The organism is Microbacterium kyungheense (assembly GCF_006783905.1).
In the GTDB taxonomy this organism is placed as follows: Bacteria; Actinomycetota; Actinomycetes; order Actinomycetales; family Microbacteriaceae; genus Microbacterium; species Microbacterium kyungheense.
This window is the reverse complement of sequence record NZ_VFPE01000003.1, coordinates 117,499-144,366: the sequence shown is the minus strand read 5'-3', so window position 1 is coordinate 144,366 and position 26,868 is coordinate 117,499. Positions and strand designations below refer to the sequence as shown.

The following is a 26,868-nucleotide window of genomic DNA, read 5'->3' as shown; positions in this document are numbered from 1 at the left end:
TGGTCGAAGATGATCTCGAGTCAGGCTATTGCCGATGTGCTCGCCGCGCTCTGGTTCGAGGTCGACCACCGAGACGGAGCCGACGCACATCTCTTCTTCACTCCCGATGCGGATCTGACTTTCGGGTCTGCGCGATTCGAGGGTCGGACCGCGATCCAGAGCGTCTACCGCGGGAGAGCGGCCCGAGGACCGCGCGTCAGCCGGCACATCATCAGCAACGTCCACATCACCCGCCTTGAAGGCAATACCGCTGAGGTCATGTCCGCGCTGTGCCTATACGCCCAGGACGGCGTCGGGCCCCGGCCACGGGTCACCCCGGTGGCCATCTCCGACGTGCGCGACCGATTCGTGCGCACGTCCGCAGGCCTCTTGATCGCGAGTCGCACGATCACCAACCAGTTCATGGAGACGGACGCCGAGTTCGCCGTCCCCACTCAGCCCCAAGCAACCGAAACCCCACGCCAGCGAAAGGTAGACGCATGATCACGCGCGTTGCATCCATCACCCTCGAAGTGCCCGATCTGGAGGCATCGATCGGTTTCTTTGCGGATCACATCGGCCTCACGGTCACTGAGCGACGTGGCAGCAGTGCCTACCTTCGGGCGCGCGCTTCACACCACGATCTGGTCCTCGTCGCATCAGAGGACGAACGGACAGTTCTGCAAACCCTCAATTTCGAATCGGACGACGTCACCGGCGACGTCGATCGCGCGATTCGCGCGGGTGCGCGAGACCTCGGCACCGTTGAAGTCGCCGGTGCCGACACTGCGCACATCGTCGAAGCAGCCGGCGGAATCGGCCTGCTCATCCATTCGACCCTCCACCAGATCGAGCACGCCCCGACCCCGGGTCTCGCGCAGCCTGAGCACTTCTCACATTTCAACCTCGGGACGCCCGACCCCGCGCGCCTCATCCAGTTCTTCGTGGACGGCCTCGGAATGCGGAACTCCGATTGGATTGGCAGCCCGGAAGACCCGCTGATCGGCTGGCTGCACTGCCCGGTCGATGGCGCACTTCACCACGGTGTTGCGGTGCTGAAGACCGAAGACACTCGCTTGCACCACATCTCGTACGAGTACGACAATGCCCAAGAGATCGTCGACCGGGTGGACAACTTCGTCGACGAATCGCACTTCCTCGTCTGGGGGATGGGCCGGCACGGTACCGGGGGCAGCATCTTCGCCTACATCGAAGACGTCTCGGGAATGATGGTCGAGCTGGGAACCGGAATGATCCGGATCGGGCAAGACCCGCGCTGGAACGGACCCCAGGTCTGGTCGCTCGACGATCAGCGTGGCGTCGACGAATGGGGATCCAGCATTCCCGAAGCGTGGATGGCCAAGCGAGTCGACGTGGCGGCGCCCTCGGCTCTGAGGAAAGCTCCATGATCGACGCGGCCACGGCGATCGCGTCGCCCCAGTACATCGAGTTCGCCAGGGAACCGTCGGATCCGACCCCTGCGGGCGGCCGACAGTGGGCAGTGCGAGGTCACAACTACACCCTCGACTACGTGGAGGCACGGGCCGGCGACTCGCTGACCGCCGGTGCCGACGTCGAGCACGTCGTGATCATCCCCGATGAGGACGTCGACATCGAGATCGAGACGCATGGGGAGAAGGTGAGAGTGGTTGATGCGGCCGTCGTGGTCCTTCCGCCCGGTTCTGCCCGAATTCTTGTCCATCGCGCCACGCGGTTCGTCCACCTTGTCGATACCCGAGACGCCTCCACCGTGGGCAAGGGTCTCAACGTCGGCACGTATCAGGAACCCGATCCCAGGGTTGCGGAACTTGTCGTGGCGCCACGCACGCATCCCAGCACGGGTCCCGAAGTGTTCCTGTTGTCTGAGTACGCGCCGGAACCGGGACGATTCGGAACGATCTTCCGCTCGGAGACGTTCCTGGTGAACATTCTCGACCCGCAGCAGGGCCCCCGTGACCCAGACCGGCTGTCACCGCATCATCACGATGACTTCGAGCAGGGCTCTCTGGCGATCGACGGGGAATGGATCCACCACCTCCGAACCCCTTGGGGCCCCAAGAGGCCCGAGTGGCGAGAAGACGAGCACCGTGCAGTCGGAAGCCCATCCCTCACGATCATCCCGCCACCGGTGATTCACACCAGCGAAGCCATCGGACCCGGACTCAACAGACTGATCGATATCTTCTGTCCGGTACGGAAGGACTTCGTCGAGCAGGGATGGGTGCTCAATTCCACCAACTACGCGGACGCATCCTGATGAACGTCTTTCCGGGGCTACCGGCTGACCGCGCCGCGCTGGGAACGTGGATCAAGCTGCCGGCGATCGAGTCGATCGAACTGATGGCGGAGGCCGGCATGGACCTCGTCGTCATCGACCTCGAACACTCCTCGCTCTCGATAGAGACAGCATCGGTGCTCACGAGCGTCGCTCTCGGACGCGGACTGGTTCCCTTCGTCCGGATCCCCGACCAGTCGCCGACGTGGATACAGCGCTGTCTCGACTTCGGAGCTCACGGCATCGTCGTTCCGCACGTCGATTCCCTCGACCAGGCCCTTCGCGTCCGAAGCGCTGCCCGCTTCGAGCCACGCGGTCGGCGCGGGATGGGCCCCACGTCTCGCGCGGGGGGGTGGAATCTCCGCGGCCCCGCTGACTACGTCGCAAGCGCCGAACGGGTCAAGGTCATCGTGCAGATCGAATCTGCAGCTGGGCTGGCGGCGCTACCCAGCATGTTGGCCCAGCAGGCCGTTGACGGCGTACTCGTGGGCGCTGCGGACCTCTCCATGTCGCTCGGTTTGACTATGGACCACCCGCAGGTGGCTGCTCACATGCTCGAGGTCCTCGACCAGTGCTTGGCGCACGACGTTCCGTGCGCCATCGCAGGCAGCGCTGACGGGAGCGCAGCAGCCGAGTTCGCGCACCGAGGGTTCAGCGCCGTCATCGCCGGAAACGACGCGACCATGCTGGGCGCCGCTGCGCGAGCGGTGGTTGATTCCGCCGGGATCCCGCGGCCCGTCGTAGGAACGCCATGATGCGCTCGCGAGGCGGCCGCTCGAGCGGCACGCGCACTGCGCGGCCACAGAGGCCGCTGACTCGAATCAAGACCACGAAGAACCAACGACAGGAGCCATGATGGGCCGCCGCATCGATGTGCACAGCCACTACATGGGGGAGGTCGGCTACCGACTGCTCACGCAGTCGGGCCTCATCCCCAAGAACTTCCCGGTGCCACTGTGGGCACCGGAAGCAGCGATCGAATTCATGGATCGCCACGACATCGCCTCCCAGATGCTGTCCCTCCCATTCAGCCTTCGCGGCAACGCGACGGACCCCGCCTTTCCCGCGCCACTGGTTCGGGAGCTGAATGAGGCAATGGCCGACGTGACAACCCGTCACCCCGGGCGGTTCGGCGCGTTCGCGACGTTGCCTTTCAACAGCACCGACGCTGCCCTCGACGAAATCGAGTACGCGCTGGACGTCCTGAACCTCGACGGTGTGGCTGTGTCCTCGAACGTCGGCGGTGCCTACTTCGGTGATGCCTATCTGGAACCGATCCTGGCCGAGCTGGGACGGCGTGAGATCCCGCTCTTCGTGCACCCCATCGACTGTGTTCACCCCGACCTCAACCTGGGCCGGGCCGGTTCCTTCGTCGAATTCCCCATGGACACGGCCCGCAACATCACGAACGCGATCCTCACTGGGGTGTTCCAACGGCATCCTGGGCTGAAGCTGGTCCTCGCGCACTGCGGCGGGGTGCTGCCGACGCTCGCCTGGCGTATCGCCGGCCATCTCGGCCTCGGTCAGGGCCCACATGATGCCCAGGTCGACGCGCAACACGTGGAAACGGTGCTGCGCGGCTTCTTCTACGAAACAGCGCTGGCGGCCAGCCCCAACTCGCTGCTGCCCACTTTCGAAGTCACCGGCTACGAGCAGATCCTCTTCGGCACCGACTATGGCGCTGCGACCGAAGCACTCATCACCGAGAACATCCAGCAGTTGCTGGCCTCTGACGTATTGGACGACCGTGCGCGCCAAGCCATCGAGCGGGACAACGCCGAACGGCTCTTCCCACGGTTCACCAGAAGTGACCATCCCGTCCAGCACGCGCCCGACCACACCCGATCTGAGCACCACAAGGAGAAGAGCAATGTCCACATCTGACGCCATCTCGACCTCGAGCGCCGCACGCCAACTTCCCGATCGGCTGTCCTGCGATGTCGCGGTGGTGGGGTACGGACCGGTCGGAATCACGTTCGCTGCCCTACTCGCGCAGGCCGGCCATCGCGTCGTCGTGGTCGAACGATTCCCGCAGCGCTACGACAAGCCACGTGCCGGTCATTTCGATGGCGAGACGATGCGCACGTTCCAGCAGCTCGGCATCGCCCGTGAAGTCGAACTGCTGGTCCGCAAGATGAATTCCTACCAGGCAGTCTCCTCGACGAACGAGGTTCTTGCTGCCCTGAAGGACGGGGATGCCGGCTCTGGATGGCACAAGAGCTATCTCTTCCACCAACCCGAGGTGGAGGACCACATCGACGCGCGCGGCCAGGCGCTGGGTGTTCAGGTACTCATGAACACCACTGCCGTGGACATTGCGCAGACCGCCGATGCAGCACAGTTGATTGTCCGTGACAGCGACGAGCCAGACGGCGCGACCTGCACGATCGATGCCGCGTTCATCGTCGGCGCCGACGGATCCAACAGCTTCGTGCGCCAGCGGCTCGGAGTCGACAAGCGTGACCTCGGCTTCCCCATCCTCGAGGACTTGGCCATCGACTTCGAATACAACGATCCCGATGTGGAAGTGCCGCTTGGAGAAGCGGGGCACCTGCTCGACGACAACCACATCATCACCTTCGGTCGTTGGACCGGGGGGCGCATCTCCCGCGTGGAGGTCTGCAAGCTCGAAGGCGGAACCCGCGACTACCTCGAGAAAGAGGAGACCGCCTGGTCCTTCCTGGCGAAGTTCGGACTCACGCCGGACATGGGACGTATCGCACGCAACTCTGTGTACAAGTTCGAGTGCACCGTCGCTACACAGTGGCGCCAAGGGCGGGTGTTCCTGGTAGGCGACGCCGCGCACACAACGGTTCCCTTCATGGGTCAGGGTGTCTGCGCCGGTATCCGTGACGCTGCCAATCTGTCCTGGAAGCTCGACGCCGTTCTGCGAGGGAAGGCCGACGCCGCTTTCCTCGACACATATGCCAGCGAGCGTGAGCCGCAGGCCACCGGCATCATCCGCATGGCCATGGCCATGGGCGCGATGGTGATGCCCGCAGCCGGTGAGTCCGAGGTACTTCGCGAGGAGCTCAGAGTGGGCGGTGCGCAGAACGCCAGCCAGGTCTTCCCCCGTCTGGGGGTCGGTGTAGTGCGTGACGCGGACCACCCGGCCGCGATTCCCGCCGAAGGCAGGCCGTCTCTGCAGGCGCGCGTCGGATGGCAGGGTCGAGTCGACCTGCTCGACGAGTTCGTCGAGCCTGGCTGGAAGCTGATCACTCGGCATCCGGTCTCGGAGGACCTGCTCAGCGAGTCGCAGAAGGCGCTCGTCGCAGAACTGTCGATGCAGGTGGTCCATGTGTCACGCGCGGCCGGATCCGGCCACTACATCGATATCGACGGCGACTACGACGCCTGGTTCCAGGCCACCGGCCAGAGGGCGTTCCTCGTTCGCCCCGACCACTACGTCTTCGGCGCAGCGCCGACGATCGACGACGTACCTGCGCTGCTCGATTCGCTCGGAGACACGCTGGAGTCTCACGGGTGGGCAATCGACCGTGCGCACGCGGTCGCAGGCTGAGCCAGCCCTCAGCGCCTCCAGTCGTTTCGGCATCCCATCCCTCCACTCCGACACACTCCACGGCGGGACACCACCTCGTCAGCGAAAAGGAAAGATCATGAACACACTTGCCAACCCCCTTTCAACGGGGAACTGGGTCGCCGCATGGGCGGGGCCGATCGCCCGGCATCCCGCCCCACAGGTCTTCGACAATCAGACCGTTCGGCTCCGCATCGAGGCGAGCGTCGGCGGACAGGCGATTCGGATCGCACTCTCCAACGAGTATGGGACGACACCCATCCGAGTGGGTGCTGCATCGATCTCGACATTCGACACGCAGGGCGTCGAGAACCACCCGACGCCGCTCTCGTTCGGGGGACAGCGCGGGATCGAGATCCCCGCGGGTGCGGTCGTGCTGAGCAACGAGGTCTCCATGGACGTCGAGCCGGGGCAGCACATCTCCGTAAAGCTCTACCTGCCAAACGAGACACTGTCCGAAAGCGCCGTCCTCGTCCAAGGCCCCGAGCTGCCCCTGACGCACCCGCTGGCGGTACCGGTGCCCGACTTCGCACGAGTCGAGATCTCGGAAGAAGGGGACTTCACCTCCGTGGCCGGCCTTCCCGGTACTACGCCGGGGGTCCACCTGCCGTTCCTCTCGCGGATCGACGTCTTGGCGAAGGAAGGCGTGAGTACTGTGGCCGTGCTCGGCACCACCTACACCGATGGTCTCGGCGTGTGGCCCGATTACCTCTCCCGGCGACTCAACACAGAGCGCGAAGCTCAGCAGGTCTCGATCGTCAACCTGTCGGCGCGGGGCGGAAGCCTCGCCAACGGTCACGCGCCGTCGGGCAGGCAAGGGGTGGTCGCGACCTTCGACCGAGAGGTCGCGACGCTACCGGGTGTGTCGCACATCATCGTGTCGGAAGCTCGACAGGACATCGCTACCGCCGGCACGGTCTCACTGAAGGCGGACGGGTCGCGATCCGACGATGCAGCGGACGACCACTCGGGCGACACGCTGGGGATCACCGTCGAATCGCTCCAGGCGGCCTATCGCCAGCTGATCGCCAAGGCGCACGTCCGCGGTATCAAGGTGCTGGCGGCGACCATGCCACCGTTCCGCGGGGTGCCTGCGCCCGGCTACTACAGCGAAGAGAAGGACGCGATCAGGGAGGACCTCAACCGCTGGATGCTCGAATCGGGCGAGTTCGACGGGGTCATCGACATCGACGGCCTCATGCGCGACCCCGAAGACAATCGGCAGTACCGCGAGGAATTCCGCAGCGCCAACCAGTTCGGGCCGAACCCCGCTGGGCATCTCGCGATCGCTGAGTCGATCGACGCGGACACGTTCAACTGACCGAAATCCATAAGTCTCGGGAGGCATGCGCGTAGGCGGCGGTAGCACCGCCGCCTACGAGCACTCCAGAGCACCATCACCCTCGCTCATGAGAGCGTGGCGACGAGGAGGGCGAGAATGATTCGCGCTGAGAAAGTGATCGTGTCGGCGGCCGTGACGGGCTCAGTGCACGTGCCGAGCATGAGCGAGTATCTGCCGATCACACCGGACGAGATCGCGGATGCCGCCATCGGCGCTGCTCGTGCGGGAGCGGCAATCATCCATCTGCACGCGCGACGAGCCGCTGATGGGCGGCCCGCATTCGAGCCCGAGGTGTTCGCTGAGTTCCTCCCTCGCATCGCCGCCGAGACGGACGCAGTGGTGAATATCTCCACCGGCGGGTCGATGGCCATGACCATCGAACAGCGGCTCGCTGCGGCGTCCCGGTTCAGTCCAGAACTGGCGTCGCTGAATATGGGTTCGATGAACTTCGTGTTCTCGGGGATCGCGGATCGGATCGAGAAGTGGCGTTTCGGGTGGGAGCGAGACTATGTGCTCAGCACGTACTCACACCCGTTCCAAAATACTTTCGACATGATCGAGTACACCCTTCGGGAACTGGGGGAGCGGGGCGGTACCCGCTTCGAGTTCGAGTGCTACGACATCGGCCACCTGTACTCCCTCGCACACTTCGCGGAGCGGGGGCTGGCCAAGCCGCCCTTCCTGATCCAGGGCGTCTTCGGGATCCTGGGAGGGATCGGCGCCGACTACGAGAATCTCGCGCACATGGTGAAGATCGCCGACAAGTTGTTCGGCGATGACTACCACTTCTCCGCGTTCGCGGCGGGACGCAAGCAGATGGAGTTCGCTACGCACAACGCCGAGCTGGGCGGACATGTCAGAGTCGGTCTGGAGGACAACCTCTTCATCGAGAAGGGTGTCAAGGCGACCTCCAACGCCCAGCAGGTCGAGAAGATCGTCCAGGTTCTTCAAGATCTGGGCAAGGAAGTCGCAACTCCGGACGAGGCGCGCGCGATGCTCGCTCTCAAGGGCGCCGGCGCCACCGCGATCTAGTCCTCCGTCATCGCCCGCAGCTCGTGAAGGTCCATGTGAGCGCAAGAGAGGAAGAGCCGCACGCCGCCTCCGACGCAGTCGATCTGACACGGACGTTCCAGGCGCTCGCGAACGGCGATCGCCTGGCGCTGCTGCGTGCACTGCTCCTTCAAGATGTAGAAGACGGACCCGCACGTTCCATCGCGGGGCTGGCGGCTCAGACCGAGCTTTCTCGCTTCTCAGCGTCCCGCCATCTTTCGATCCTTCACGACGCGGGTGTTGTTGTCTTCGGCGGAGTGGGCACCGGAAGCTGCACTATTTGAATCTGCGGCACTTCACCCATCTCGAGGATTGGCTGTACCCCTTCGTGGACGCCGAGTCGCCGCTCAGGTGACCGCGCCGACGGCGATCGGGCGTTGTTTGTGGCACAGGTTCAATGGCTTGTCCCGAACCATCCATGGCAGATCGGTCGACCCGTGCCCGCCGCGCCCGCGTCGAGGTCGTCATTGTCGTTTGATCCAATGCTCGAGTTGCCGGCCCAGTTCAAGTGCCACGCGGTAGAGATGATGAAACTGAGGCGCGCCATCGAAATGAAGGGACTCTCCCATGACAGAGCCGTCACCTGACGCCCCCGCAGCCGCGTCCGGGCTACGGTCGTCCAGTGCGACACCCGCTAGGCCCCCCAACGGTTCCGCGCCAGTTGCGGACGGCACTCTCGTGTCGTCGATCAACCCGTTCCTTCCGGCGTCGGAGTATGTGCCCGATGGTGAGCCGCGCGTCTTCGGTGATCGGGTCTACGTGTACGGATCGCACGACCTGGCTGAGGCTGCGCCGGTGATGTGCTCGGGCGACTACGTCTGTTACTCGGCGCCGCTGTCAGATCTGAGCAAGTGGCGGTACGAGGGTGTGATCTATCGGCGCGACCAGGATCCGTTCGCGCGAGCGGCGACGACGGGTGGCGGCATGCTCGGGATGTTGAAGTCGCACCTCTTCGCACCGGATGTGGTCGAGGTGGACGGGAAGTACTACCTCTACTACGGCATCGGTGCCTCCCGGTCGGGGATAGCGGTGGCGGTTGCGGATTCTCCGATCGGTCCTTTCGGGTATGTGGGGCGGGTGCGTTACCCGGATAGCGCGAAGCCCGACGGTTGGCATGACGGAAAGGACGGGCTCGACGACGGTGACATGGCGTTCAAAGGCGGGCAGGCGGCGATCAGCCGACGGGGAATCAGGTTTAAGGAGTACCCATACGACCCGGCGGTGATGCTCCATGACGGGCGGCTGTTCCTCTACTTCGGTCTCATCAACTGCTACGTTGTGGAACTCGATCTGCGGGATATGCGCACCGTCGTCAAGAACGCCGCAGGCGGCTACGCCACCGAGATATTCCGGGCCAAGCCTGGCCAGTTGATCCGCAGCAAGCTGTTCGGCCGCCGTAAGGACGCCCACTTCGTCAACGGACCATCGATCCGCGAGGTCGACGGCCGGTTCGTGCTCAGCTACTACGCCACCGGCGATGGCGGTTTCAACGGGCTGTACTACGCCGTCGCAGACAAACCGGAGGGGCCCTTTGTGCCGAAGGGGCCGCTGGTCTCGCTGGGCAACGTGCGACTCCGCGGCCAGACGGCCGCCACCGACCACGTCGGTAACATCCACGGCGGCATGTTCCACGTCGACGAGCAGTGGTACCAGATCTATCACCGCCCGACAAAAGCCGGCCGCGCCGCCTGTGCTGTGCCCCTGGCCCGCACAGCCGACGGCGAATTCGAGCACGCGGAACACACGTCCATGGGTTTCAGCACCAAGCCCCTCGACGCGTTCCATCGCTGGCCGGCGTACATGGCGTGCCACTTGACCGACCGAAAGGGCGCTAGTGGCAAGAATGCGCCCGTCATCGTGCAGCGCGACTACGACAACCCTGAAGGCGTGCTGCCCGTGGTGACCAGCCTGCGGGCCGGAAGCGTCGTCGGGTACAAGTACCTCGACTTCGGCACTGACCCCGCCTCGGCCGTTCAGGTGAGCATCCAGATCAAGCCGACCGTGCGCGGTCGAGTGGATGTCGTCCTAGACGACCCGCGAAGCGCTCAGCCGATTGCGACCATCGAGATCGATGGGCCAGTCGGCGGATGGGATGCATATTCCGCCCCGATGCCAGAGGTCAGTGGCGTTCATGCGGTCTACCTGATCGCAGGTCCGGAGGCCAAGGAACTCGGCGACCTCTCATACCTCGGATTCGCCCGCGGCCTCTGAAGGGTGCGCCGTCCACCACCGTCGACTCGAAAGGGATGGCGACCTGGAGACCCACCTCACGGATCGTGCTTGAGTCCGTCATCCCTAGAACCCATGATGCGAGCCCTAATCCCGCCGCGGCCAGCGGACCGGGTGCCGATCGACATCTTCGCGAACTGCGCGGGGGAGACCCGTTGTCGCATCCGACCAAGGTTCCCCAAGGGGTCCCCGAGCATCCCGAGGATGGCGGCGCCAGACGATTCAGGTGTGCAGCAACCTAGAGATCGCCAGGTGAATGGGTGAATCCGTGCGATGCCGCGGAAGCCTGCCCATCGAGTCGACGCGACACGGATTGCCGATGTCATCCTGCTAAGGCGGAGTCCCCGACGCCGATGTCTCGATGCAGACTGGTCAGTGACGTCTGGTCGCCACAGCCCATCAGGTGCACAAGTTCGCCCGGCGAATCGTTGGGTACTGTGCCCACGTCGTGCCCACGAACGTGCTGGAGTGACACTGACCGGGAGCCGGATGGGACGGAGAGAAGCAGCTGAGGTTCCGCGGAGTCCCGGCGCTGAAGGAATGAGACCGACCGAGCAGGATCTTGTCAGGCGGAGTTCAAATCCCTCCGTCTCCGCAAGTTTTCGCCCGGTTTGACGCCCTTCTGAGGCGTTTCTGGGTTGGTTTCCTCTGCTTCGGCCTGTTTCGATCCGGCTCAACTGTGGGCACGAGGCGGTGGAAGATGGCCCGGTCGTCCGCCGGTTCGGCCGGATGGTCAATCGACTGTGGCATTCTGCGTTGGCCTCACGCCCGTCGGTGAGCAACTCGCTCGCGGGTTGCCGGCTTCCAGTCTCGATGGAGGTCGTCGAGCGCAAGTACCAGTCGTTCCACGAGTTCACGGCCGGTGCTCCGCAGCGCATCGACCACTTCCAGGTCGTGACGCACGACGTGCAGACCGCGACCGACTTCTGGTCGAACCTCGGCTTCCGCATGGCGGAGTACACCGCAGCACCCGACGGGGACGAACTGTGGGGCACGTGGCTGGAGGTGAAGGGCAACACCCACGATCTCGTGTTCACGAACGGTCGCGGACCGCGCCTGCACCACTTCGCGTTCGCGGTACCCGACGCGAGCGCCATCATCCACGCCGCCGACGTCGCGGGTGCGCTCGGGGCGGGCAACGAGATCGATCGCGGCCCCGGCCGGCACGGGCTGAGCAATGCGCTGTTCCTCTACCTGCGGGACCCCGACCAGCACCGCGTGGAGCTGTTCAACACCCACTACCAGTACATCGACCTCGAAGTGCCGCCCATCCGCTGGGACGTCACCGATCCGCGCCGCGCCCAGCTGTGGGGCATGCCGGCTTCGAAGCGGTGGTTCTTCGAGGCGAGCGAGTTCCCGGACGAGCCGGTGAACGAGCCGCTGTTGCACGCGACGCCGCAGACGCTCGAGGACTACCTCGGGGTGCACTGACGAACGAGCGCGCGGTCGCCGAATTGCCGGCATGACGGCTGGGGGCGCTCCCGCCGTACCGCCTGAAGCAGAATGGGACCGTGTGGATGCGTCGATTGACCCCTGAAGAAGTCCGGGCTCACGCCCCGCAACTGCTCGACCTCCAACACAAGGCGTATGCGGTCGAGGCCGAGCTGATCGGTGACGACCGGATTCCGCCGCTCCATGAGGCGGAGTCGGACCTGCTCTCGTCCGGCCTCGAATGGATCGCCTCCTTCGACGATGACCGGCAGATCGCGGGGGCGGTCGGATATGCGATCGACCAGGACGTCGTCGACCTCGACCGCCTCATGATCAGCCCAGCGCATCACCGTAAAGGCCTCGGCACCGCGCTCGTGCTCGAGGTGATGTCGCTCGCGCCCATCACGGTGGTGGCCACCGGACGCGACAACACGCCCGCTCGCGCGCTCTACGAGTCGCTCGGGTTCGTGCACCAATCCGACTTCGAGCCGGTTCCCGGCCTCTGGGTCAGTCGCTACCGCCACGCCTGAGCGGGACGGATCTCGCTGCTGAGGCGCGTGGCTGCGTCCTAACGGACCTGATCGGTGGGACGGATCAGGATGCTGTTCACCGAGACGTGCTCGGGCTGCCGGAGCGCGTAGAGCACGGCCTCGGCGATGTCCGCGGCCTGGAGCGTGCGCATCGACTGGGCGATCTCGGAAGCCATCCGGCGGCTGTTCTCGTCGGTGATGTGGGTCGTCAGCTCGGTCGCCACGAAGCCGGGTTCGATCAGGGTGACGCGCACGCCCTGCGTGGTCACCTCCTGCCGCAGCGATTCGGTGAACGCGCTGACACCGAACTTCGTCGCGGAGTAGACGCCGCTTCCGAGGGATGCGATCCGCCCGGACGTCGACGAGACCTGGACGATGTGGCCCTTCGCCTGAATGATGTGCGGCAGCGCCGCGTGGACGGCGTACATCGACCCGAGCAGGTTCGTGTCGACCATCCGATGCCATTGGCGGATGTCGGCGTCGAGGATCAGTCCGTTGAGCATGACGCCGGCGTTGCTGACCAGCGCGTCGAGGCGACCGAAGCGTTCGACGACCTGCGAGACCGCCTGTGCGACGGAGTCGTAGCTGGTCACATCGATCGGCAGGCTCAGCACCTCTCCGGGGGCTGAATCCTCCAGGGCGCTCAGCCGATCGGTGCGGCGTGCCCCGACGGCGACGCGAAGTCCTGCCTCGGAAAGTGCCAGGGCCGTCGCCCGCCCGATTCCTGAGGAGGCGCCGGTGACGAGCGCGACCTTTCCCTGCAGTTGGGTGCCTGTCTTCTCGGAGTCGCTGGCCATGGTGTCGCCCTTCGTGATGGGATGCCGGTCGGCGGTGCCGCGCTGCGGTGGCGCACCGCCCACAGCACTGACAGGGCAGCGATCTGATGTGTGACGGCGGCTCGCGTGGATCACTCATCGCGCAGCCCGTGCCACGTACACTGCGGTCGATATGGACTCCGTCGAGAGGAGCAGGTGTGGAAGTCGTCGACGGCCCCCGTCTCGAGTGCCGCGACGCGCGCCCGACGCTCGGCATCAGAGGGCGCACGCCCTTTCGCGGAATGCTCGCGGAACGCGATCGCCGCCTCGCGGAGCTGATCGCGTGGCTCGACACCAACGGGGTCGAGCCGGACGGGCCGTTCTTCCTGCGCCTGCACACGGTCGACATGGCCGGTGAGATGGACATCGAGGTCGGCGCCTTCGCGACAGCCGCGGGTGACGATCGGGTCGCGCAGGGGACGGCTCCCGCCGGCGAGTACGTCGTCCTGCGTTACATCAACCACTCGCTGCGTGCGCACCGGCTGCTGTTCGGGTGGGCCGACACCCACGCAGTCCGGTTCGATGTCGAGGATGCCGACGCCGACGCGGGCGCGGACTGGGCGGGGCGATTCGAGATCTACATCACGGATCCGCGCACGGAGCCCCGCAAGACCCGCTGGGAGACCGAACTCGCGTTCCTCACACGCTGAATCCCGCACGCCCGCGCCACCGGCGCTTCGGACCGCCTCCGCAACGACAGGAAGTTCACGGATGACCAACGTCGAGGTCTCAGCCGCGTACGCCGCGCGCGCTGCCGAGTACATCGACCTGTTCGGAACGACGGATGCCGCGCACGAGGCCGACCGTGCGCTGATCCTCGGGTGGGCACGCGGTGTCGACGGTCCCGTGCTCGACGTCGGCAGCGGCCCGGGGCACTGGACCGACTTCCTCGTGCGGCACGGTGTCGAGGCCGAGGGCATCGAGATGGTGCCCGAGTTCCTCGAGCACGCCCGCCGGCGGTTTCCCGCTGTGCCGTTCCGGGGCGGGAACCTGCCAGACCTCGGCGTCCCGGACGCCTCTGCCGCCGGCATCCTCTCGTGGTACTCGTTGATCCACCTGCCGCCGGCCGAGCTTGAGGCGGCGCTGACGGAGCTCGCCCGCGTCATCCGGCCTGGCGGCGGACTGCTCGTCGGGTTCTTCCCCGGCGAGCGCGTCGAGGCGTTCCCTCACGCGGTGGTCACCGCGTGGTTCTGGCCGGTCGACGAGCTCGGCCGCCTGCTGTCGGAGGCAGGCTTCCGGGTGATCGCGACGACCTCACGGGCTGATCAGGGCGTGCGTCCGCACGCGGCCATCACCGCCGTGCGCGTCTAGGCCCAGAGCCGTTCGCCCGGTCGGCGGCCGCAGTGGTGCGGAATCCGCCGGCGGGAATCAAGCGAGAGTCGGGGGGGGCATCCAGACGTCTCACAGGCTAGAGGAGAGGGCGCCGCGACCCGTGGCGCCACACAGGTCGGCGTGGGCGTGCGGCCCGGGACCGGATGGACGGACCGGGCCGCACGCGGTCACGCGGTCAGTCTCTCGGCGACGTCGTATCCGCCCGCCGCGATGTCGTCGAGCAGCGTCTGCTGCGTCGGCTGCCACCCCCAGCGCTCCCGCGTGAGGATGCTGGTGGCGGGGAAGTCCTGACCGAAGAACGCGCCGACCCAGCCGAAGTGCTCGGACGCCTGCTCCGGCGGCACCGACGTCGTCGGCACACCCAGGCGGGCGGCCAATGCCTCGGCGATCGCCTTCGACGGCACCCCCTCCTCGGCGATCGCGTGGACCACGGTTCCACGGTCGGGGGCTTCCGTCGCGAGACGGACGAGGCGCGCGGCGTCGTCCCGGTGCACCGCCGCCCAGCGCGAGGAGCCGTCCCCGACGTAACCCGACGCCCCGCGTTCGCGCGCGACCTCGGCGAGCGTCTTGACGAACCCGTGGTCGCCCGCGGTGCCGTGGACGCTCGGTGCGAACCGGAGGATGAGGGGCTTCACGCCGCGATCCGCCAGCGAGAGGACGAACGTCGAGTTGTCGGCGCGCGGGTTCGGGATCTGCACAACATCCTCCTCGGTGGCAGGCCGCCCCACGACGAGGCCGGCGACGCCCGCGGCGATCGCGAGCGTCTTGCCCGTGCCGTCGAGCGCCGACGCGAAGGTCTCGATCGCGGCTCGGTCGACCTGCACAGACGTGAGGAAGTCGGAGAAGTCGTGGATGAACGCGAGGTGCACGACGACGTCGCTCCCGGTCGCGGCGTCCCGCAGCACGGCCGGATCCGTGAGCGAGCCGCGCACGACGTCCCCGCCGAGCGCCGTGATGGCCGCGGCGGACGCGTCGGATCGCGCGAGGCCGGTGACCTCATGCCCGGCTGCGACGAGTTCGCGTGTGACGGCCGAACCGATCCAGCCCGACGCGCCCGTGATGAAGTACCGCATTCTTCCTCCTGCATTCAGTGATGTCATTGACTGACATCACGAACCATAGCACTGATGTCATTGACTGTCATCAGCTATCATCGGACCATGGTCAGGTGGGAGCCCGATGCCGCGGGCAGGCTGCGCACCGCGGCGGTGGAGCTCTTCGCCGAGCGCGGGGTCGACGCGACGACGGTGGCCGCGATCGCGGAGCGCGCCGGCGTGACCGAGCGGACGTTCTTCCGCTACTTCACCGACAAGCGCGAGGTGCTCTTCGCCGACCAGGGCCAGTTCGCGTCGCGGTTCGTCACCGGCGTGCGAGAGGCTCCGGCCGGTGCGTCGCCGATGGATGCCGTCGTCGCCGGACTGCGGGAGGCGCAGGGCTTCTTCCCGCCGGAGCGGCGGGACGGCGCGCGGGTCCGTGCGGCCGTGATCGCCGCGAACCCCGGACTGCAGGAGCGGGAGCTGCTGAAGATGGCCGGGGTCGCCGAGGGGATGGCGGCCGCGCTGCGCGACCGTGAGGTCGCCGACCCGGTCGCGACGATCGCCGCGCAGGCCGGCATCGCGGTGCTCGGTGCGGCGTTCGCCGGCTGGCTCGCCGAGGGCGAGACACGCGAGCTTCCTGAGCTGATCGACGAGGCGCTCCGGGCACTGCGGTCACTCACCGCGAGCTGACGCTCGATCGGTCCCACCCGCTTCCGGGCGAACTCCGAGCAGACGAGATCGCCCGGATAATGCATGATGGGACCAGATTTCCAGATGGAGGCCAGCGATCGCGACCCACGAAGAAGTGACGGACGAGTTCTCCGACCTGGCAGAGCTCATGCGCGAAGAGCAGCAACTGACCGCGGGACTCGCCGAGGCCGATCCCGACGCCCACCTCAGACGCCGACGGCGGCGCCGACTCGCTCTCGTCATCACCGCGATCGTGCTCGTCGCCATCCTGGGCAGCGCGGGCGGATACGTCGCGTGGGCCCTCAACGCACCCCTGCCCGCGCCGGCCGCGACGTCGCAGCAGCCGGGGTCGCCGGCACCGGGTCCGGCGGTGACGCTGGCCCTGCCGACCGCCGCGTCGGCCATCTCGGTCTCGGGAGCCGACGCCTACCTCGGGCCGGGGGCGAGCGGCATCTGGGCGACCAGCGGAACGAACGATGCGGTGCCCATGGCGAGCATCAGCAAGCTGATCACCGTGCTCGTGATCCTCGACGCGAGACCTCTCGCCGACGCGAACGACCCCGGGCCCACGATCACGTTCAGCAAGGCCGACCACGACCTGTACGACAAGTACTACGTGATGGGCGCGACCATCGCCGCGATGCCCACCGGCAGCTCGATGTCGGAGCGGGACGCGCTCGCCATGCTGCTGCTGCCGTCGGCGAGCAACTATGCCGAGGCCGTCTCGACCTGGGCGTTCGGCTCGCAGGGTGCGTTCGTGGCGGCGGCGCGCCGCTGGATCGCGGCGAACGGGCTCACCGGCACGACGCTCGTCGAGCCGACCGGCATGAGCGCGCGCAACACCAGCACGCCCACCGACCTCATCGCCCTCGCCCGGCTCGCGGCGGCGAACCCGACCGTGGCGGCGCTCGCCGCGACGCCCTCGATGGTGGTGCCGGGCGCCGGGACCATCACGAACACCAACGATCTGCTCGGCGTCGACGGCATCACCGGATTGAAGACGGGCAACCTGGGCGACGGCGCCTACAACCTGCTGTACACCGCCTCGATGGACGTCGGCATCGGCGATCGGCTGGCCGTCACCGGCGTGCTGCTCGGCGGGATGTCGCGACCGTCGGTCGACAACGCGGTGCGTGCTGAGCTCGGCAGCATCCGCGACGGCTTCCATCACGTCCCGGTGGCCTCGCACGGCCAGCAGGTGGGCGGGTACGAGACGCCGTGGGGGTCGACCGCGAAGATCGTGATCGCGCAGGAGGCGTCGATCCTGACGTGGTCCGATACGCCCATCACCGTCACCATGCAGACCACGACGCCGAAGCGCTACGCCGACGACGAGGTCGTCGGAAGCATCACCTGGACCGCCGGGCCGAACACCACGACGATCCCGCTCGTGATCGAGGGCAGCATCGAGCAGCCCGACGACTGGTGGCGCCTGACCAACCCGGGCGAGCTCGGCTGAGGATCGTCAGCGGCCGGAGTGGCCGAGGCGCGACGCGACCCGCTCGAACGTCGACGGTGAGAAGGCGACGATGCGGATGTCGCCGACCCCCGTCTCCGTGCCGCGCAGCACATCGACGGCCGCGCCGATCGCGTCGTCGAGTGGCCAGCTGTAGATGCCGGCGCTGATGAGGGGGAACGCGATCGAGCGCACCCCGAGCTCGTCCGCGACCTCCAGCGAACGCCGGTAGCACGACTCCAGCAGCGACCGGTCGCGCTCGCCGGCGGAGAAGTTCGGGCCGACCGTGTGGATGACCCAGGTCGCCGGCAGCGCGCCCGCCGTGGTCCATCCCGCGTCCCCGGTCGCGAGGCCGTGCGGGAACCGTTCGATGCAGTCGGCCAGCACGGCCGGGCCGCCCGCGCGGTGGATCGCGCCGTCGACCCCGCCGCCGCCGCGCATCCGGCGGTTCGCGGCGTTCACGACCGCGTCCACGTCCTGTCGCGTGATGTCCCCGTACACGGCGGTGAGGGTCGGCATGCTCACCAGTCTGGTCGTCGGCAACGGTACGCGGAACAGGGGAAGAGGGGATGCCGCGGGTCGCGGCATCCCCTCTTCCGAGGTCGAACGGGACGGGTCAGGCCGAGGTGGGCCTGGTGTACGTGTCGTTGCTGTAGCCGGTGATGAAGTACCCGATCGGGTTGAGCAGGAACAGCAGGAAGAACGAGAACACGCCGCCGTGGCCGAAGGCGCGGCCGTTGCGCAGGGCGACGATGATGCCCAGCACGATGTTCGCGATCGGGATGAACCACAGGATGCCCAGCCATGCGGAGTACCCGGCGATCTTGACGAGGACGAACAGGTTCACGATCGGGATGATCGCCAGCCATCCGGGGTAGCCCGCCTTGGTGAACGTCTTCCAGAAGGCGATGATCGTGACGACCCAGTAGATGAGGCCGACGACGATGTACCCGAACATGGCACCCGCCGAGACACCCTGGCTGATCGGCTCGATGTCTTGGATGAAGGTCATGCGCCGAGCATAGAGGCTGTGAAACTCCTGAGAGCGAACGGCAGGTGTCTGTGTCGTCGTCCCGGCTAGCATCGCGACATGACCTTGGAGCGGATCGACCCCACTGCCGTGCCCTCGGGAGCCGGCTGCCAGGAATGCGACGCCGTCGGAGGCTGGTGGGTGCACCTGCGCCGCTGCGCCGAGTGCGGTCACATCGGCTGCTGCGACACCTCGCCGGCCCAGCACGCGACAGCACACTTCGGAGAGACCGGGCATCGCTACATGCGCAGCTTCGAACCCGGCGAGGAGTGGTTCTGGGACTACGTCGCCGAGGACTACGTCGACGGGCCGCAGCTGGCGCCGCCTCAGGCGCGGCCCGAGTCCTGGCCGTCGCCCGGACCGGAAGGCCGCGTGCCGGCCGACTGGCGTCAGCTCATCCACCGGTGAGGCGGCGATGGGTGCGATGAAGCAGACGCAGATCGAGCGGCTCGCGAAGCCGTCGCTGTCGGACGCGCAATGGGAGCGGCTGAAGTCGTTCGGCGAGGTGCACGACGTCGCCGAGGGGGAGTACCTGTTCCGCGCGGGCGACCTCGACTACGACCTGATCCTCGTCGACACCGGCGAGGTGCAGATCGTCCGCGATGCGCTCTCGTGGGTCGAAGAGACGGTGATCGGCACGATGGGTCCGCGGTCGTTCGTCGGCGAACTGGGACTGCTGAACGGCCAGGGCGCCTTCCTGTCGGCGCGCGCGACGCAGGCCGGACGCATGCTGCGGGTGAGCCGAGCCAGCCTGCGTCTGCTCATGGCCGAGGACGACGAGCTGTGCGATCTCGTGCTGCACGCGCTGTGGGCCCGTCGCGAGATGCTGCGCCGCGGGCCGGCCGCACTCACCCTGAAACTCGTCGGACCCCGCTCGTCGCGTGACTTCCTGTCATTGCGCCGGTTCGCAGAGCGGCTCGACCTGGTGCACACGGCGGTGGAGCTGCCGTCCGATGGTCTCGACGCGCTCGCCGACCACGACATCGCCCCCGCCGACCTCCCCGTCGCCTTCATCCAGGGCGAGCCGCTGCGGCGCGCGACGCCGGGACTCGTCGCCGAACGGCTGGGGCTCAGCTACCAGGCGCACGCCGACGAGGTGGTCGACCTCGTCGTCATCGGCGGAGGCCCCGCGGGGCTCGCGGCCGCGATCTACGGCGCGTCCGAAGGACTCAGCACGGTGCTGCTGGATGCCGTCGCGCCGGGCGGTCAGGCGGCGGCGACGTCGCGCATCGAGAACTTCCTCGGCTTCCCGTTCGGGGTGAGCGGCGGCGACCTCATCGGCCAGGCGTCGCTGCAGGCGCTGAAGTTCGGGGTGCGGGTGTACGCGCCGTGCGAGGCGCGCGAGCTGCGCGCCACCGGAGACACGCTCGACATCACGCTCACCGACGGTCGCGTGCTCCGCGCCCGCACGGCGATCGTGACCTCAGGGGCTGCCTACCGCACGCTGGACCTCGACCGCTGGAGCGATTTCGAGGGCGCCGGTATCTTCTACGCCGCCACGCCCCTCGAACTGCGACAGGTGCTCGAATCGCCCGTGGTCGTCGTCGGCGGCGCGAACTCGGCGGGTCAGGCATCCCTCTTCCTCGCGGCGAACGGATGCCCCGTGCACCTGGTCGTCCGCGGCTCCGACCTCGGCACGCGCATGTCGTCGTACCTCGTCGACCGCCTGCTGGAGGATCGCCGCATCGAGGTGCACACGCAGTCGCGCGTCGTCGGGCTGGACGGCGGCGCGACCCTCGAGCGGGTGAGCATCGACTCCGTCGGGGACGTCTCGGCGCGCGGACTGTTCTGCTTCATCGGCGCCGAGCCGGCGACGTCGTGGCTCGGCGAGCTGGATCGTGATGCCGACGGGTTCCTGCGCACCGGCACCGACGTCTCGGTGCAGTCGCTCCAGCGCTGGCAGGGACTCGGGCGTGAGCCGCTGCCCTTCGAGACGTCGGTGCCGCGCATCTTCGCGGCCGGCGACGTGCGCCGCGGATCGATGAAGCGCGTCGCGGCAGCGGTGGGCGAGGGGTCGAGCGCCGTGGCGTCGGTGCATCGCGCCCTTGCGGAGCTGCGCTGACCACCAACCCGTGAGCGGCGCGCCCGGAGCAGTCGTCAGACCACCCCGGCCGCCGCGAGCCGCGCGCGGACACCGTCGAGCGGGATGGCACGGGCCGAGTTCCCGTCGGCGTGCACCTGCGTCGTCGCCATCAGGATCGAGTTGACGAGCGCCTCCTCGACGGCGTCGAGTGTCGCGTGGAACAGCGGCGACAGGTCGGCGTCGGCCGGCGGCATCCCTGTCCCGACGGAGAACGCGATCGCGTAGTCACCGCTGCCCTGGGAGAAGTCCGAGCCGACCCCGCGCAACGCGAAGATCGCCCGGCGCGCGCCGCGGGTGAGCTGACGTGCGTCCAGTGGTGCATCCGTCGCCACGACGATCATGCACGAGTTGCCGATGGGCTCGGCCGGTGGCGCGCAGATGAGCTCTTCGGCGGGCATGGGCACCCCGGCGATCGAGAGCGTGCCGCTGAAGTTCGACTGCACGAGCGCGCCGACGGTGCAGGTGTCATCGCCGACGGGAACCGCGCGCGACGAGGTTCCGATGCCGCCCTTGAAGCCGAGCGCCACCGTTCCGGCACCCGCGCCGACGCTGCCCTCCTCGACGGGCCCGGCGGCGGCGGTGTCCAGCGCCTCCTTCACGTGGGCGACACCGAGCGGGCGCGAACGGATGTCAGACAGGAAGCCGTCGTTCGTCTCGCCCACGACCGGGTTGAGGGTGGTCGAGTGCTCGTAGCCGGGCTGGTCGAGCATGTGCCCGAGCAGGGCGTCCGCGACACGGAACACCGACAGCGTGCTCGTCAGCAGCACGGGCGTCTCGAGCGCGCCGAGCTCCTCGACCTGGGTGGCGCCGACGAGCTTGCCGTAGCCGTTCCCGACGGCGAGTCCCGCCGGCAGCGAGCGCCGGCCCGCGCCCAGCGCCATGGGGACGATGGCGGTCACACCGGTGTGAAGGCGGTCACTGTGGACCGTGGCATGGCCCACACGCACTCCGGGGACGTCGGTGATGGCATTGTGCCGACCGCGGGCGAACGCGCCTGCACCGACACCGAGGTCTGCCAGGCGGATGCGGGTCTCGTCAGATGTCACGGGGAGCCTTCTCCGGTCAGTCCAGGCCGAATGCCGGCACGCCTCCGACGACGGTGGCCAAGGGGCGGATGCCGGCGATGTCGTCCGCGTCGACGCGGACGGGATCGCCGTCGAGGACGACGAAATCGGCGAGCATGCCGACCGCGAGGCGCCCGACGCGATGGTCGAGGCCCGCGGCGTACGCGGGCGCCGCGGTGTAGGCGAGCAGCGCCTCTTGAGCCCGCAGCGCGCGGACTCCGTCCTCCGGCCCGTTGGGCGAGGCGGGAGTGCTGCGGATGAGGGCGTCGCGGATGCCGCGCAGCGGCGCCGACGGCTCGACCGGCGCATCGGAGCCGAAGGCGACGACGGCACCGGCGTCGCGCAGCGCCGCCCACGCATAGCTGTCGAGGTCACGGCCGTGCAGGAGCCGCGACACCAGCGGGATGTCGCTCGCCCAGTGGGTGGGCTGCTGCGAGGCGATGACGCCGAGGCGCGCGAAGCGGGCCACGTCCCCCGGGGCCAGGTGCTGCGCGTGCTCGACCCGCAGCCGCAGACCGGCGCGGACGGCGGCCGGATGCGCGCGGGCGTAGGCGTCCAGCACGCGCGCGTTCGCCTGATCGCCGATCGCGTGGGTGGCCACGGCGATCCCCGCGGCGACAGCTCTTCCGACGAGCCGGTCGAGCTCCTGCGGATCCAGCACCTCGATGCCGTGGTTGCCCGGCTCTCCGTCGAAGTCTTCGCCCATATGGGCGGTGTGCGATCCGAGCGCCCCGTCCGAGAACAGCTTGACCGGCCCGTCCGTGAACCAGTCGTCGCCGGCCCCGGTGCGGCGGCCCGACGCGATGGCCGCCTCCAACGCGTCGGCGGGCGTGCCCTTGTGCACGCGCAGCCGCAGCCGGCCGGCATCCTTCAGCTGGAGGAGGGCCTCGCGTGCGTCCTCGCCGTCGAAGTCCGTGACGTGTGTCACCCCCTCCGACAGCAGCAGCCGCTGGGCACGGTCGAGCAGGGTGGTCAGGTCACTGGGCGACTCGTGCGCGGCCCTCGTCGCGATGGCGTCGACCGCGGTCTCGCGGAGGAGCCCCGTCGGAGTGCCGGTCTCGTCGCGTTCGATGCGTCCGCCGACCGGGTCAGGGGTGGAGGCGTCGACGCCGGCGCGTCGGAGCGCCTCGCCGTTCACCCACGCCGAATGCCCGTCCACGCTCGACAGGCAGACGGGACGATCCGGCGCCACGGCGTCGAGAGCCGCACGGGTGGGCGGCCCGTCCGGCCACCCATTCGCGTCCCACCTCCCCCCGACTACCCAGCCGTCACCCGGCCGAGCGCGCACGTGCGCGGCGATGCGGCCGAGCGCGTCGGCGAGGCTGCGAGCCTCGCGCACATCGAGCTGCTCGAGACTGCGTGCGAGGCTCGCGGTGTGGATGTGCGCGTCGTGGAATCCCGCCACCACGGCATCGCCCGGCAGATCGCGCACGACCGTGCCCGTCGGTGCCTCGGCGCGGACGGCATCCGCCGCGCCGATCGCGGCGATCATGCCGTCGACGACCAGCATCGCCTCGGCGGTGCCGCCACGGCCGTCGAGCAGATGGATTCTGGGATGTCGGAACAGGGTCGTCGCCATCAGCGTCCCTCGGGGTCGGTTCGGTGGCGGAGCGTCACGAAAGGGTGAGGCCCCGGCGGCGGTGCGACGCGGTGGTGGTCGGTCGCGCGCGCGGTCTCTCCCCGCGGCTTCATGCCGGTCGCGTCGGCGACGTGCACGGCGAACTCCTGGACCAGAGGTGTGGCCAGGCCGATCATGTGCACGTCGCAGACGAGCGCACCACGCTCGCAGGGCACGACCCACCGCAGGGCGGAGCGGTCGGCGGCCGAGAGGACGCGCGCCGCGAAGGGTGCGGCATCCGTGCGAACCGGTCCTGTCTCGGCGAGCGCCTCCGACAGCCGGCGCCGGCGCACATCCTCCGGCACGTCCCGCAGCACGTTGCGTGCGAGCACATCGGATGCCTCCGACAGCGGTCGCCCGTCGGCGAGGAGGCCGTCGATCCGCGCTGCAGCGGCCCAGGTCGCCGCCCACGGACGCACGATCGCCGCCGGGGCACGGACACGGGTGAGCACGCCCTGCAGGACATCGGCGGCGACAGCGCCCGCCCCGTACGCGTCGGAGTTTCCGAAGACGACCACACCGATCCCGGAGGCGGGATGCCACCGCATGTGCGACGAGAACCCCGGCAGTCCGCCGGCGTGCAGCACCATGCGCCCGAACCTCCGGTCCTGCTCCACGACGAGACCGTACCCGTAACCTGCGCCGTCGAGCTCGCGTCCGGGCGACGATCGTTCGCTCACCGGGATCATCGTGCGGGCGGTCTGCATCTCGCGACGAGATGCCGCGCTCAGCAGGTGCGAGGGGGCCGAGGTCTCGTCGAACGCGGATCCGAGGAAGTGCATCCACGTCGCGATGTCGTCGACGGTGCTGAAGAGGCTGCCGATGCACGCCAGGGCGCCCGAGCCGACATACGGCTCGGGGCGGAAGGTGAGTCCGTCGTCGAACGTGCGGAAGCCGGCCGCGAGGTCGGCATGTTCGTCGTAGAGTCCGGCATCGGCGCGGGTGGCGCGCAGGCCGAGCGGGTCGAGGAGGCGCTCACGGACGACGTCTTCGACGTCGCGGCCGGTGACGGCCTCGATCGCGCGGCCGAGGAACGAGATGCCGAGGTTGGAGTAGTGGTACTCGGCACCCGGGTGCGCGGCGAGGGGCAGTCCTGCCGCGACCAGTGCGGCGAGCTCGGCGCGCGACGAGCCGAGGTGCTCGTCGCCCCACGCGTTGTCCTCGGCCAGCCCGCCGCGGTTCGACAGCAGGGCGTCGAGCGTGAGACGCGGGGAGTCGTCGCCGAAGCGCGCGAGATCCAGGCCGGGCACGTACTGGGCGGCGGGCGCGTGGAGATCGAGCACGCCTTCGTCGCGCAGCGCGAGGGCGGTCGCGGCCAGAAAGCTCTTCGACATCGACGCGATCCGGAACACGGTGCTGCGTGCCGTGACGGCGCCGTCGCGGCGCGGCTCGCCGTGTGCGGCCACCGCGACGACGTGGCCGCGCTCGACGACGGCGGCGATGGATGCCGGCGCCCGCCGTAGCGTCGCCGCGTCGAGGCGATCCGACAGGGCATCGCGCGCATGATCGGCCAGGTCGACGGTCGGGACCTCGGCGGTCGGCATCGTCATGCCTGCCGCCGCGCCGCCGCGAAGGACCTGACGTGGTCCGCGAAGCCCGCGACCAGCGCCCTGGCGGAGCGGGTGTTCTCCTCGTCGACGCGGCGCGCCTCGGCGATCAGCTCGGCGACCGGGCGATCGCCGGGGACAGGGGTGACCGGCTCCGTCCATCGCAGCAGATCCTCGGCACCCACCTCGGGGTGGAACTGCACGCCGTAGACGCGCTCGCCGAGCCGGAACGCCTGATTGGCGACGGCGGCGCTCGACGCGAGCAGGATGGCCGCGGGCGGCAGCGCCGCGATCATGTCCTGGTGGTTCTCGATCATCGGGGCGCCCTCGCCGAGGGCCGATGCCAGCGGATCTGCGCGACCGGCGTCCGAAGGGGTGATGAGGGTGGCGCCGCGCTCCCTGGGCCCGAACTTCGCCCGCACGTCCCCGCCGGCGACGTGGGCGAGCAGCTGCCCGCCCAGGCAGATGCCCAGCGTCGGCAGGTCGGCGTCGATGGCGGCCTGTGCCAGTGCCCGCTCCTGAGCCAGCCAGGGCGCACGGTCGTCGTCGTCCGGCATCAGCCCACCGCCCAGCATCACCAGGCCGGCGTAGCCGTCGAGGCTCTGCGGAAGGCCCTGCTCGCCCAGCACCTCGTCGGTGACGACATCCTCCTCCGCCAGCCACGCGCCCAGGCGTCGTGGTCCTGACGTCGCCGCGTTGACGACGATCAGGACGCGAGGCGGCTCGGAAGCGGCAGCGATCGCGCGGTCGGCGGCATCCACTGCGGGGCCCACCGCGGCAGGCGCCGGAGGCGCGGCGGTCCCGGCCAGGAACGCGAGATGATCCGCGTCGGAGGCTTCCAGGACGCGGAGCACGTTGCCGTGCGCGAGCGACTGCAGGTCGGACTCGGACCAGCCGCGTCGGCGGAGCTCGCTGAACAGGTCCTGGTAGCGCGACACGTCTTCGAGTCCCGAAGGCATCGCGTCGGTGCCGTCGTAGTCGGCGCCGAGCCCCACGGCGTGCACGCCGGCGACGTCCTTCACGTGCTCGATGTGATCGGCCAGGTCCGCGATGCCGACGGGGGGCGCAACACCCTGCTCGCCGGCCTGGACCCACGCGTGGCGGGCGGGGGAGAGGAACGACGGGACGAAGGCGACCATGACGACACCGTTCTGCGCGCCGATGGTACGCAGCACGTCGTCCGGAACGTTGCGCGGATGCGGGCACAATGCGTACGCGGCGGAGTGGCTGACGATGACGGGCCGCGTGCTCACCTCGAGCGCATCGCGCATCGTCTGCGGCGAGACGTGGGCGAGATCCACCAGCACGCCGATCCGGTTCAGCTCCCGCACCACGTCGCGTCCGAACGCGGTCAGCCCGCCGTGGCGGGCGTCGTCGGTCGCCGAATCGGCCCAGTCGATCGTGCGCGACCACGTCAGCGTGAGATAGCGCGCCCCGAGGCGCGCGTACTGGCGCAGGACGGCGAGCGATCCGTCGATCTGCGCACCGCCCTCGACGCCGATCAGCGAGGCGATGCGACCCTCCCGGATGCAGGCACGAACGTCCTCCGCCGTGCGGGCGAGGCGCAGCCGGTCGGGATAGGCGGCCACGAACCGGTGGACGAAGTCGATCTGCTCGAGCGTGGCGGTCACCTGCTCCGCACCGGGGAGGACCGGGTCGACCCACACCGACCAGAACTGGCCGCCCACACCGCCGGCGGCCAGGCGCGGGAGATCGGTGTGCAGACCTGGGACGACGGCGTCGAGCCCGTCCGTCGTATAGCCGAAGCGCTCACGGCGCGCCCAGGCGAGGTCGTTGTGGCCGTCGACGACGGGGATCATGG

At 68.5% G+C, this 26,868-nt stretch carries 26 protein-coding genes; 18 read left to right on the top strand and 8 right to left on the bottom strand.

The genetic code is table 11. The annotated features are described in order from the left end of the window. The first annotated feature begins 9 nt into the window (after nucleotides 1–9). The 12 genes from FB391_RS13210 to FB391_RS13160 all read left to right on the top strand — a co-directional run bounded on the left by FB391_RS13210 (nucleotide 10) and on the right by FB391_RS13160 (nucleotide 12,374). Nucleotides 10–483, top strand: a complete 474-nt coding sequence (locus FB391_RS13210; RefSeq protein WP_141895009.1) for a nuclear transport factor 2 family protein — start codon at nucleotides 10–12, stop codon at nucleotides 481–483. Then, nucleotides 480–1,388: a VOC family protein gene (locus FB391_RS13205; protein WP_141895006.1), complete on the top strand. Its 909-nt coding sequence runs from the start codon at nucleotides 480–482 to the stop codon at nucleotides 1,386–1,388. Before FB391_RS13210 ends, FB391_RS13205 begins: the two co-directional genes overlap by 4 nt. Continuing rightward, nucleotides 1,385–2,236 (top strand): cupin domain-containing protein, encoded by an 852-nt coding sequence (locus FB391_RS19710; protein ID WP_185843065.1) that lies wholly within the window; start codon nucleotides 1,385–1,387, stop codon nucleotides 2,234–2,236. The genes FB391_RS13205 and FB391_RS19710 overlap by 4 nt, the downstream gene beginning before the upstream one ends. Further along, nucleotides 2,236–3,009 (top strand): HpcH/HpaI aldolase family protein, encoded by a 774-nt coding sequence (locus FB391_RS13200; protein WP_185843064.1) that lies wholly within the window; start codon nucleotides 2,236–2,238, stop codon nucleotides 3,007–3,009. The genes FB391_RS19710 and FB391_RS13200 overlap by 1 nt, the downstream gene beginning before the upstream one ends. Before the next feature lie 100 nt (nucleotides 3,010–3,109). Further along, nucleotides 3,110–4,138, top strand: coding sequence for an amidohydrolase family protein (locus tag FB391_RS13195; RefSeq protein WP_185843063.1), 1,029 nt, complete (start codon nucleotides 3,110–3,112; stop codon nucleotides 4,136–4,138). Next, nucleotides 4,125–5,774 (top strand): bifunctional 3-(3-hydroxy-phenyl)propionate/3-hydroxycinnamic acid hydroxylase, encoded by a 1,650-nt coding sequence (locus tag FB391_RS13190; protein WP_185843062.1) that lies wholly within the window; start codon nucleotides 4,125–4,127, stop codon nucleotides 5,772–5,774. The genes FB391_RS13195 and FB391_RS13190 overlap by 14 nt, the downstream gene beginning before the upstream one ends. Nucleotides 5,775–5,871: 97 nt before the next feature. Continuing rightward, nucleotides 5,872–7,113: a GDSL-type esterase/lipase family protein gene (locus tag FB391_RS13185; RefSeq protein ID WP_141894998.1), complete on the top strand. Its 1,242-nt coding sequence runs from the start codon at nucleotides 5,872–5,874 to the stop codon at nucleotides 7,111–7,113. Nucleotides 7,114–7,230: 117 nt separating this feature from the next. After that, on the top strand, nucleotides 7,231–8,166 hold the full coding sequence (gene kce / locus FB391_RS13180; RefSeq protein WP_141894996.1) for a 3,5-dioxohexanoate:acetyl-CoA acetone transferase: 936 nt from the start codon (nucleotides 7,231–7,233) through the stop codon (nucleotides 8,164–8,166). 35 nt (nucleotides 8,167–8,201) lie between these two features. Next, complete coding sequence (locus tag FB391_RS13175; RefSeq protein WP_185843061.1) at nucleotides 8,202–8,468, top strand: ArsR family transcriptional regulator; 267 nt, start codon at nucleotides 8,202–8,204, stop codon at nucleotides 8,466–8,468. 394 nt (nucleotides 8,469–8,862) lie between these two features. After that, nucleotides 8,863–10,395, top strand: coding sequence for a family 43 glycosylhydrolase (locus FB391_RS13170; protein ID WP_185843060.1), 1,533 nt, complete (start codon nucleotides 8,863–8,865; stop codon nucleotides 10,393–10,395). 831 nt (nucleotides 10,396–11,226) lie between these two features. Next, entirely contained in the window at nucleotides 11,227–11,844 is a 618-nt protein-coding gene (locus FB391_RS13165; RefSeq protein ID WP_246093508.1) for a VOC family protein, read from the top strand. Between the two features lie 86 nt (nucleotides 11,845–11,930). Next, nucleotides 11,931–12,374 (top strand): GNAT family N-acetyltransferase, encoded by a 444-nt coding sequence (locus FB391_RS13160; protein ID WP_246093519.1) that lies wholly within the window; start codon nucleotides 11,931–11,933, stop codon nucleotides 12,372–12,374. 38 nt (nucleotides 12,375–12,412) lie between these two features. On the opposite strand, the gene FB391_RS13155 is transcribed toward FB391_RS13160, so the two are convergent. Next, nucleotides 12,413–13,171, bottom strand: a complete 759-nt coding sequence (locus tag FB391_RS13155; RefSeq protein ID WP_141894985.1) for an SDR family oxidoreductase — start codon at nucleotides 13,169–13,171, stop codon at nucleotides 12,413–12,415. Nucleotides 13,172–13,347: 176 nt separating this feature from the next. On the opposite strand from FB391_RS13155, the gene FB391_RS13150 reads away from it, so the two are divergent. Then, entirely contained in the window at nucleotides 13,348–13,839 is a 492-nt protein-coding gene (locus tag FB391_RS13150) for a GyrI-like domain-containing protein (RefSeq protein ID WP_141894983.1), read from the top strand. A 61-nt stretch (nucleotides 13,840–13,900) separates the two neighbouring features. Further along, nucleotides 13,901–14,500: a class I SAM-dependent methyltransferase gene (locus FB391_RS13145; RefSeq protein ID WP_141894980.1), complete on the top strand. Its 600-nt coding sequence runs from the start codon at nucleotides 13,901–13,903 to the stop codon at nucleotides 14,498–14,500. A gap of 188 nt (nucleotides 14,501–14,688) precedes the next feature. On the opposite strand, the gene FB391_RS13140 is transcribed toward FB391_RS13145, so the two are convergent. Beyond that, nucleotides 14,689–15,594 carry an SDR family oxidoreductase gene (locus FB391_RS13140; protein WP_141894978.1) on the bottom strand — a complete coding sequence of 302 codons (906 nt, stop codon included), beginning with the start codon at nucleotides 15,592–15,594 and terminating at the stop codon, nucleotides 14,689–14,691. 87 nt (nucleotides 15,595–15,681) lie between these two features. On the opposite strand from FB391_RS13140, the gene FB391_RS20105 reads away from it, so the two are divergent. After that, complete coding sequence (locus FB391_RS20105) at nucleotides 15,682–16,248, top strand: TetR family transcriptional regulator (protein WP_141894976.1); 567 nt, start codon at nucleotides 15,682–15,684, stop codon at nucleotides 16,246–16,248. Nucleotides 16,249–16,363: 115 nt separating this feature from the next. Then, nucleotides 16,364–17,707 (top strand): D-alanyl-D-alanine carboxypeptidase family protein, encoded by a 1,344-nt coding sequence (locus tag FB391_RS13130; protein ID WP_141894973.1) that lies wholly within the window; start codon nucleotides 16,364–16,366, stop codon nucleotides 17,705–17,707. Nucleotides 17,708–17,713: 6 nt separating this feature from the next. On the opposite strand, the gene FB391_RS13125 is transcribed toward FB391_RS13130, so the two are convergent. After that, nucleotides 17,714–18,223, bottom strand: a complete 510-nt coding sequence (locus tag FB391_RS13125; RefSeq protein ID WP_141894972.1) for an O-acetyl-ADP-ribose deacetylase — start codon at nucleotides 18,221–18,223, stop codon at nucleotides 17,714–17,716. 97 nt (nucleotides 18,224–18,320) lie between these two features. After that, entirely contained in the window at nucleotides 18,321–18,716 is a 396-nt protein-coding gene (locus FB391_RS13120; protein ID WP_185843059.1) for a DUF5684 domain-containing protein, read from the bottom strand. A gap of 78 nt (nucleotides 18,717–18,794) precedes the next feature. Between FB391_RS13120 and FB391_RS13115 the strand changes: the two genes are divergently transcribed. Continuing rightward, nucleotides 18,795–19,142 (top strand): UBP-type zinc finger domain-containing protein, encoded by a 348-nt coding sequence (locus FB391_RS13115; protein ID WP_141894970.1) that lies wholly within the window; start codon nucleotides 18,795–18,797, stop codon nucleotides 19,140–19,142. A gap of 16 nt (nucleotides 19,143–19,158) precedes the next feature. Beyond that, a complete protein-coding gene (locus tag FB391_RS13110; RefSeq protein WP_141894968.1) occupies nucleotides 19,159–20,796 on the top strand; it encodes an FAD-dependent oxidoreductase in 1,638 nt (545 codons plus the stop codon). 35 nt (nucleotides 20,797–20,831) lie between these two features. Here FB391_RS13110 and FB391_RS13105 read toward each other — a convergent pair whose 3' ends face one another. From FB391_RS13105 to FB391_RS19950, 4 genes are read right to left on the bottom strand one after another with little or no spacing between them, the layout of a single operon-like run. Next, nucleotides 20,832–21,863: a P1 family peptidase gene (locus FB391_RS13105; RefSeq protein ID WP_141894966.1), complete on the bottom strand. Its 1,032-nt coding sequence runs from the start codon at nucleotides 21,861–21,863 to the stop codon at nucleotides 20,832–20,834. A gap of 16 nt (nucleotides 21,864–21,879) precedes the next feature. Next, nucleotides 21,880–23,460, bottom strand: coding sequence for an amidohydrolase (locus tag FB391_RS13100; RefSeq protein WP_141894965.1), 1,581 nt, complete (start codon nucleotides 23,458–23,460; stop codon nucleotides 21,880–21,882). Beyond that, nucleotides 23,460–25,049 carry a serine hydrolase domain-containing protein gene (locus tag FB391_RS13095; protein ID WP_141894963.1) on the bottom strand — a complete coding sequence of 530 codons (1,590 nt, stop codon included), beginning with the start codon at nucleotides 25,047–25,049 and terminating at the stop codon, nucleotides 23,460–23,462. Before FB391_RS13095 ends, FB391_RS13100 begins: the two co-directional genes overlap by 1 nt. Then, the gene (locus tag FB391_RS19950) at nucleotides 25,046–26,866 is read right to left on the bottom strand and encodes a membrane dipeptidase (RefSeq protein ID WP_141894961.1); all 1,821 of its coding nucleotides are present in this window, start codon (nucleotides 26,864–26,866) and stop codon (nucleotides 25,046–25,048) included. Before FB391_RS19950 ends, FB391_RS13095 begins: the two co-directional genes overlap by 4 nt. Between the last annotated feature and the right edge of the window lie 2 nt (nucleotides 26,867–26,868).

Excerpts from the sequence above, each read along its gene's own strand:
- FB391_RS13210 (WP_141895009.1), top strand. The coding sequence starts at position 10 with ATGATCTCGAGTCAGGCTATTGCCGATGTGCTCGCCGCGCTCTGGTTC.
- FB391_RS13205 (WP_141895006.1), top strand. The coding sequence starts at position 480 with ATGATCACGCGCGTTGCATCCATCACCCTCGAAGTGCCCGATCTGGAG.
- FB391_RS19710 (WP_185843065.1), top strand. The coding sequence starts at position 1,385 with ATGATCGACGCGGCCACGGCGATCGCGTCGCCCCAGTACATCGAGTTC.
- FB391_RS13200 (WP_185843064.1), top strand. The coding sequence starts at position 2,236 with ATGAACGTCTTTCCGGGGCTACCGGCTGACCGCGCCGCGCTGGGAACG.
- FB391_RS13195 (WP_185843063.1), top strand. The coding sequence starts at position 3,110 with ATGGGCCGCCGCATCGATGTGCACAGCCACTACATGGGGGAGGTCGGC.
- FB391_RS13190 (WP_185843062.1), top strand. The coding sequence starts at position 4,125 with ATGTCCACATCTGACGCCATCTCGACCTCGAGCGCCGCACGCCAACTT.
- FB391_RS13185 (WP_141894998.1), top strand. The coding sequence starts at position 5,872 with ATGAACACACTTGCCAACCCCCTTTCAACGGGGAACTGGGTCGCCGCA.
- kce (WP_141894996.1), top strand. The coding sequence starts at position 7,231 with ATGATTCGCGCTGAGAAAGTGATCGTGTCGGCGGCCGTGACGGGCTCA.
- FB391_RS13165 (WP_246093508.1), top strand. The coding sequence starts at position 11,227 with ATGGAGGTCGTCGAGCGCAAGTACCAGTCGTTCCACGAGTTCACGGCC.
- FB391_RS13160 (WP_246093519.1), top strand. The coding sequence starts at position 11,931 with ATGCGTCGATTGACCCCTGAAGAAGTCCGGGCTCACGCCCCGCAACTG.
- FB391_RS13155 (WP_141894985.1), bottom strand. The coding sequence starts at position 13,171 with ATGGCCAGCGACTCCGAGAAGACAGGCACCCAACTGCAGGGAAAGGTC.
- FB391_RS13145 (WP_141894980.1), top strand. The coding sequence starts at position 13,901 with ATGACCAACGTCGAGGTCTCAGCCGCGTACGCCGCGCGCGCTGCCGAG.
- FB391_RS13140 (WP_141894978.1), bottom strand. The coding sequence starts at position 15,594 with ATGCGGTACTTCATCACGGGCGCGTCGGGCTGGATCGGTTCGGCCGTC.
- FB391_RS20105 (WP_141894976.1), top strand. The coding sequence starts at position 15,682 with ATGGTCAGGTGGGAGCCCGATGCCGCGGGCAGGCTGCGCACCGCGGCG.
- FB391_RS13125 (WP_141894972.1), bottom strand. The coding sequence starts at position 18,223 with ATGCCGACCCTCACCGCCGTGTACGGGGACATCACGCGACAGGACGTG.
- FB391_RS13120 (WP_185843059.1), bottom strand. The coding sequence starts at position 18,716 with ATGACCTTCATCCAAGACATCGAGCCGATCAGCCAGGGTGTCTCGGCG.
- FB391_RS13115 (WP_141894970.1), top strand. The coding sequence starts at position 18,795 with ATGACCTTGGAGCGGATCGACCCCACTGCCGTGCCCTCGGGAGCCGGC.
- FB391_RS13110 (WP_141894968.1), top strand. The coding sequence starts at position 19,159 with ATGAAGCAGACGCAGATCGAGCGGCTCGCGAAGCCGTCGCTGTCGGAC.
- FB391_RS13100 (WP_141894965.1), bottom strand. The coding sequence starts at position 23,460 with ATGGCGACGACCCTGTTCCGACATCCCAGAATCCATCTGCTCGACGGC.
- FB391_RS13095 (WP_141894963.1), bottom strand. The coding sequence starts at position 25,049 with ATGACGATGCCGACCGCCGAGGTCCCGACCGTCGACCTGGCCGATCAT.
- FB391_RS19950 (WP_141894961.1), bottom strand. The coding sequence starts at position 26,866 with ATGATCCCCGTCGTCGACGGCCACAACGACCTCGCCTGGGCGCGCCGT.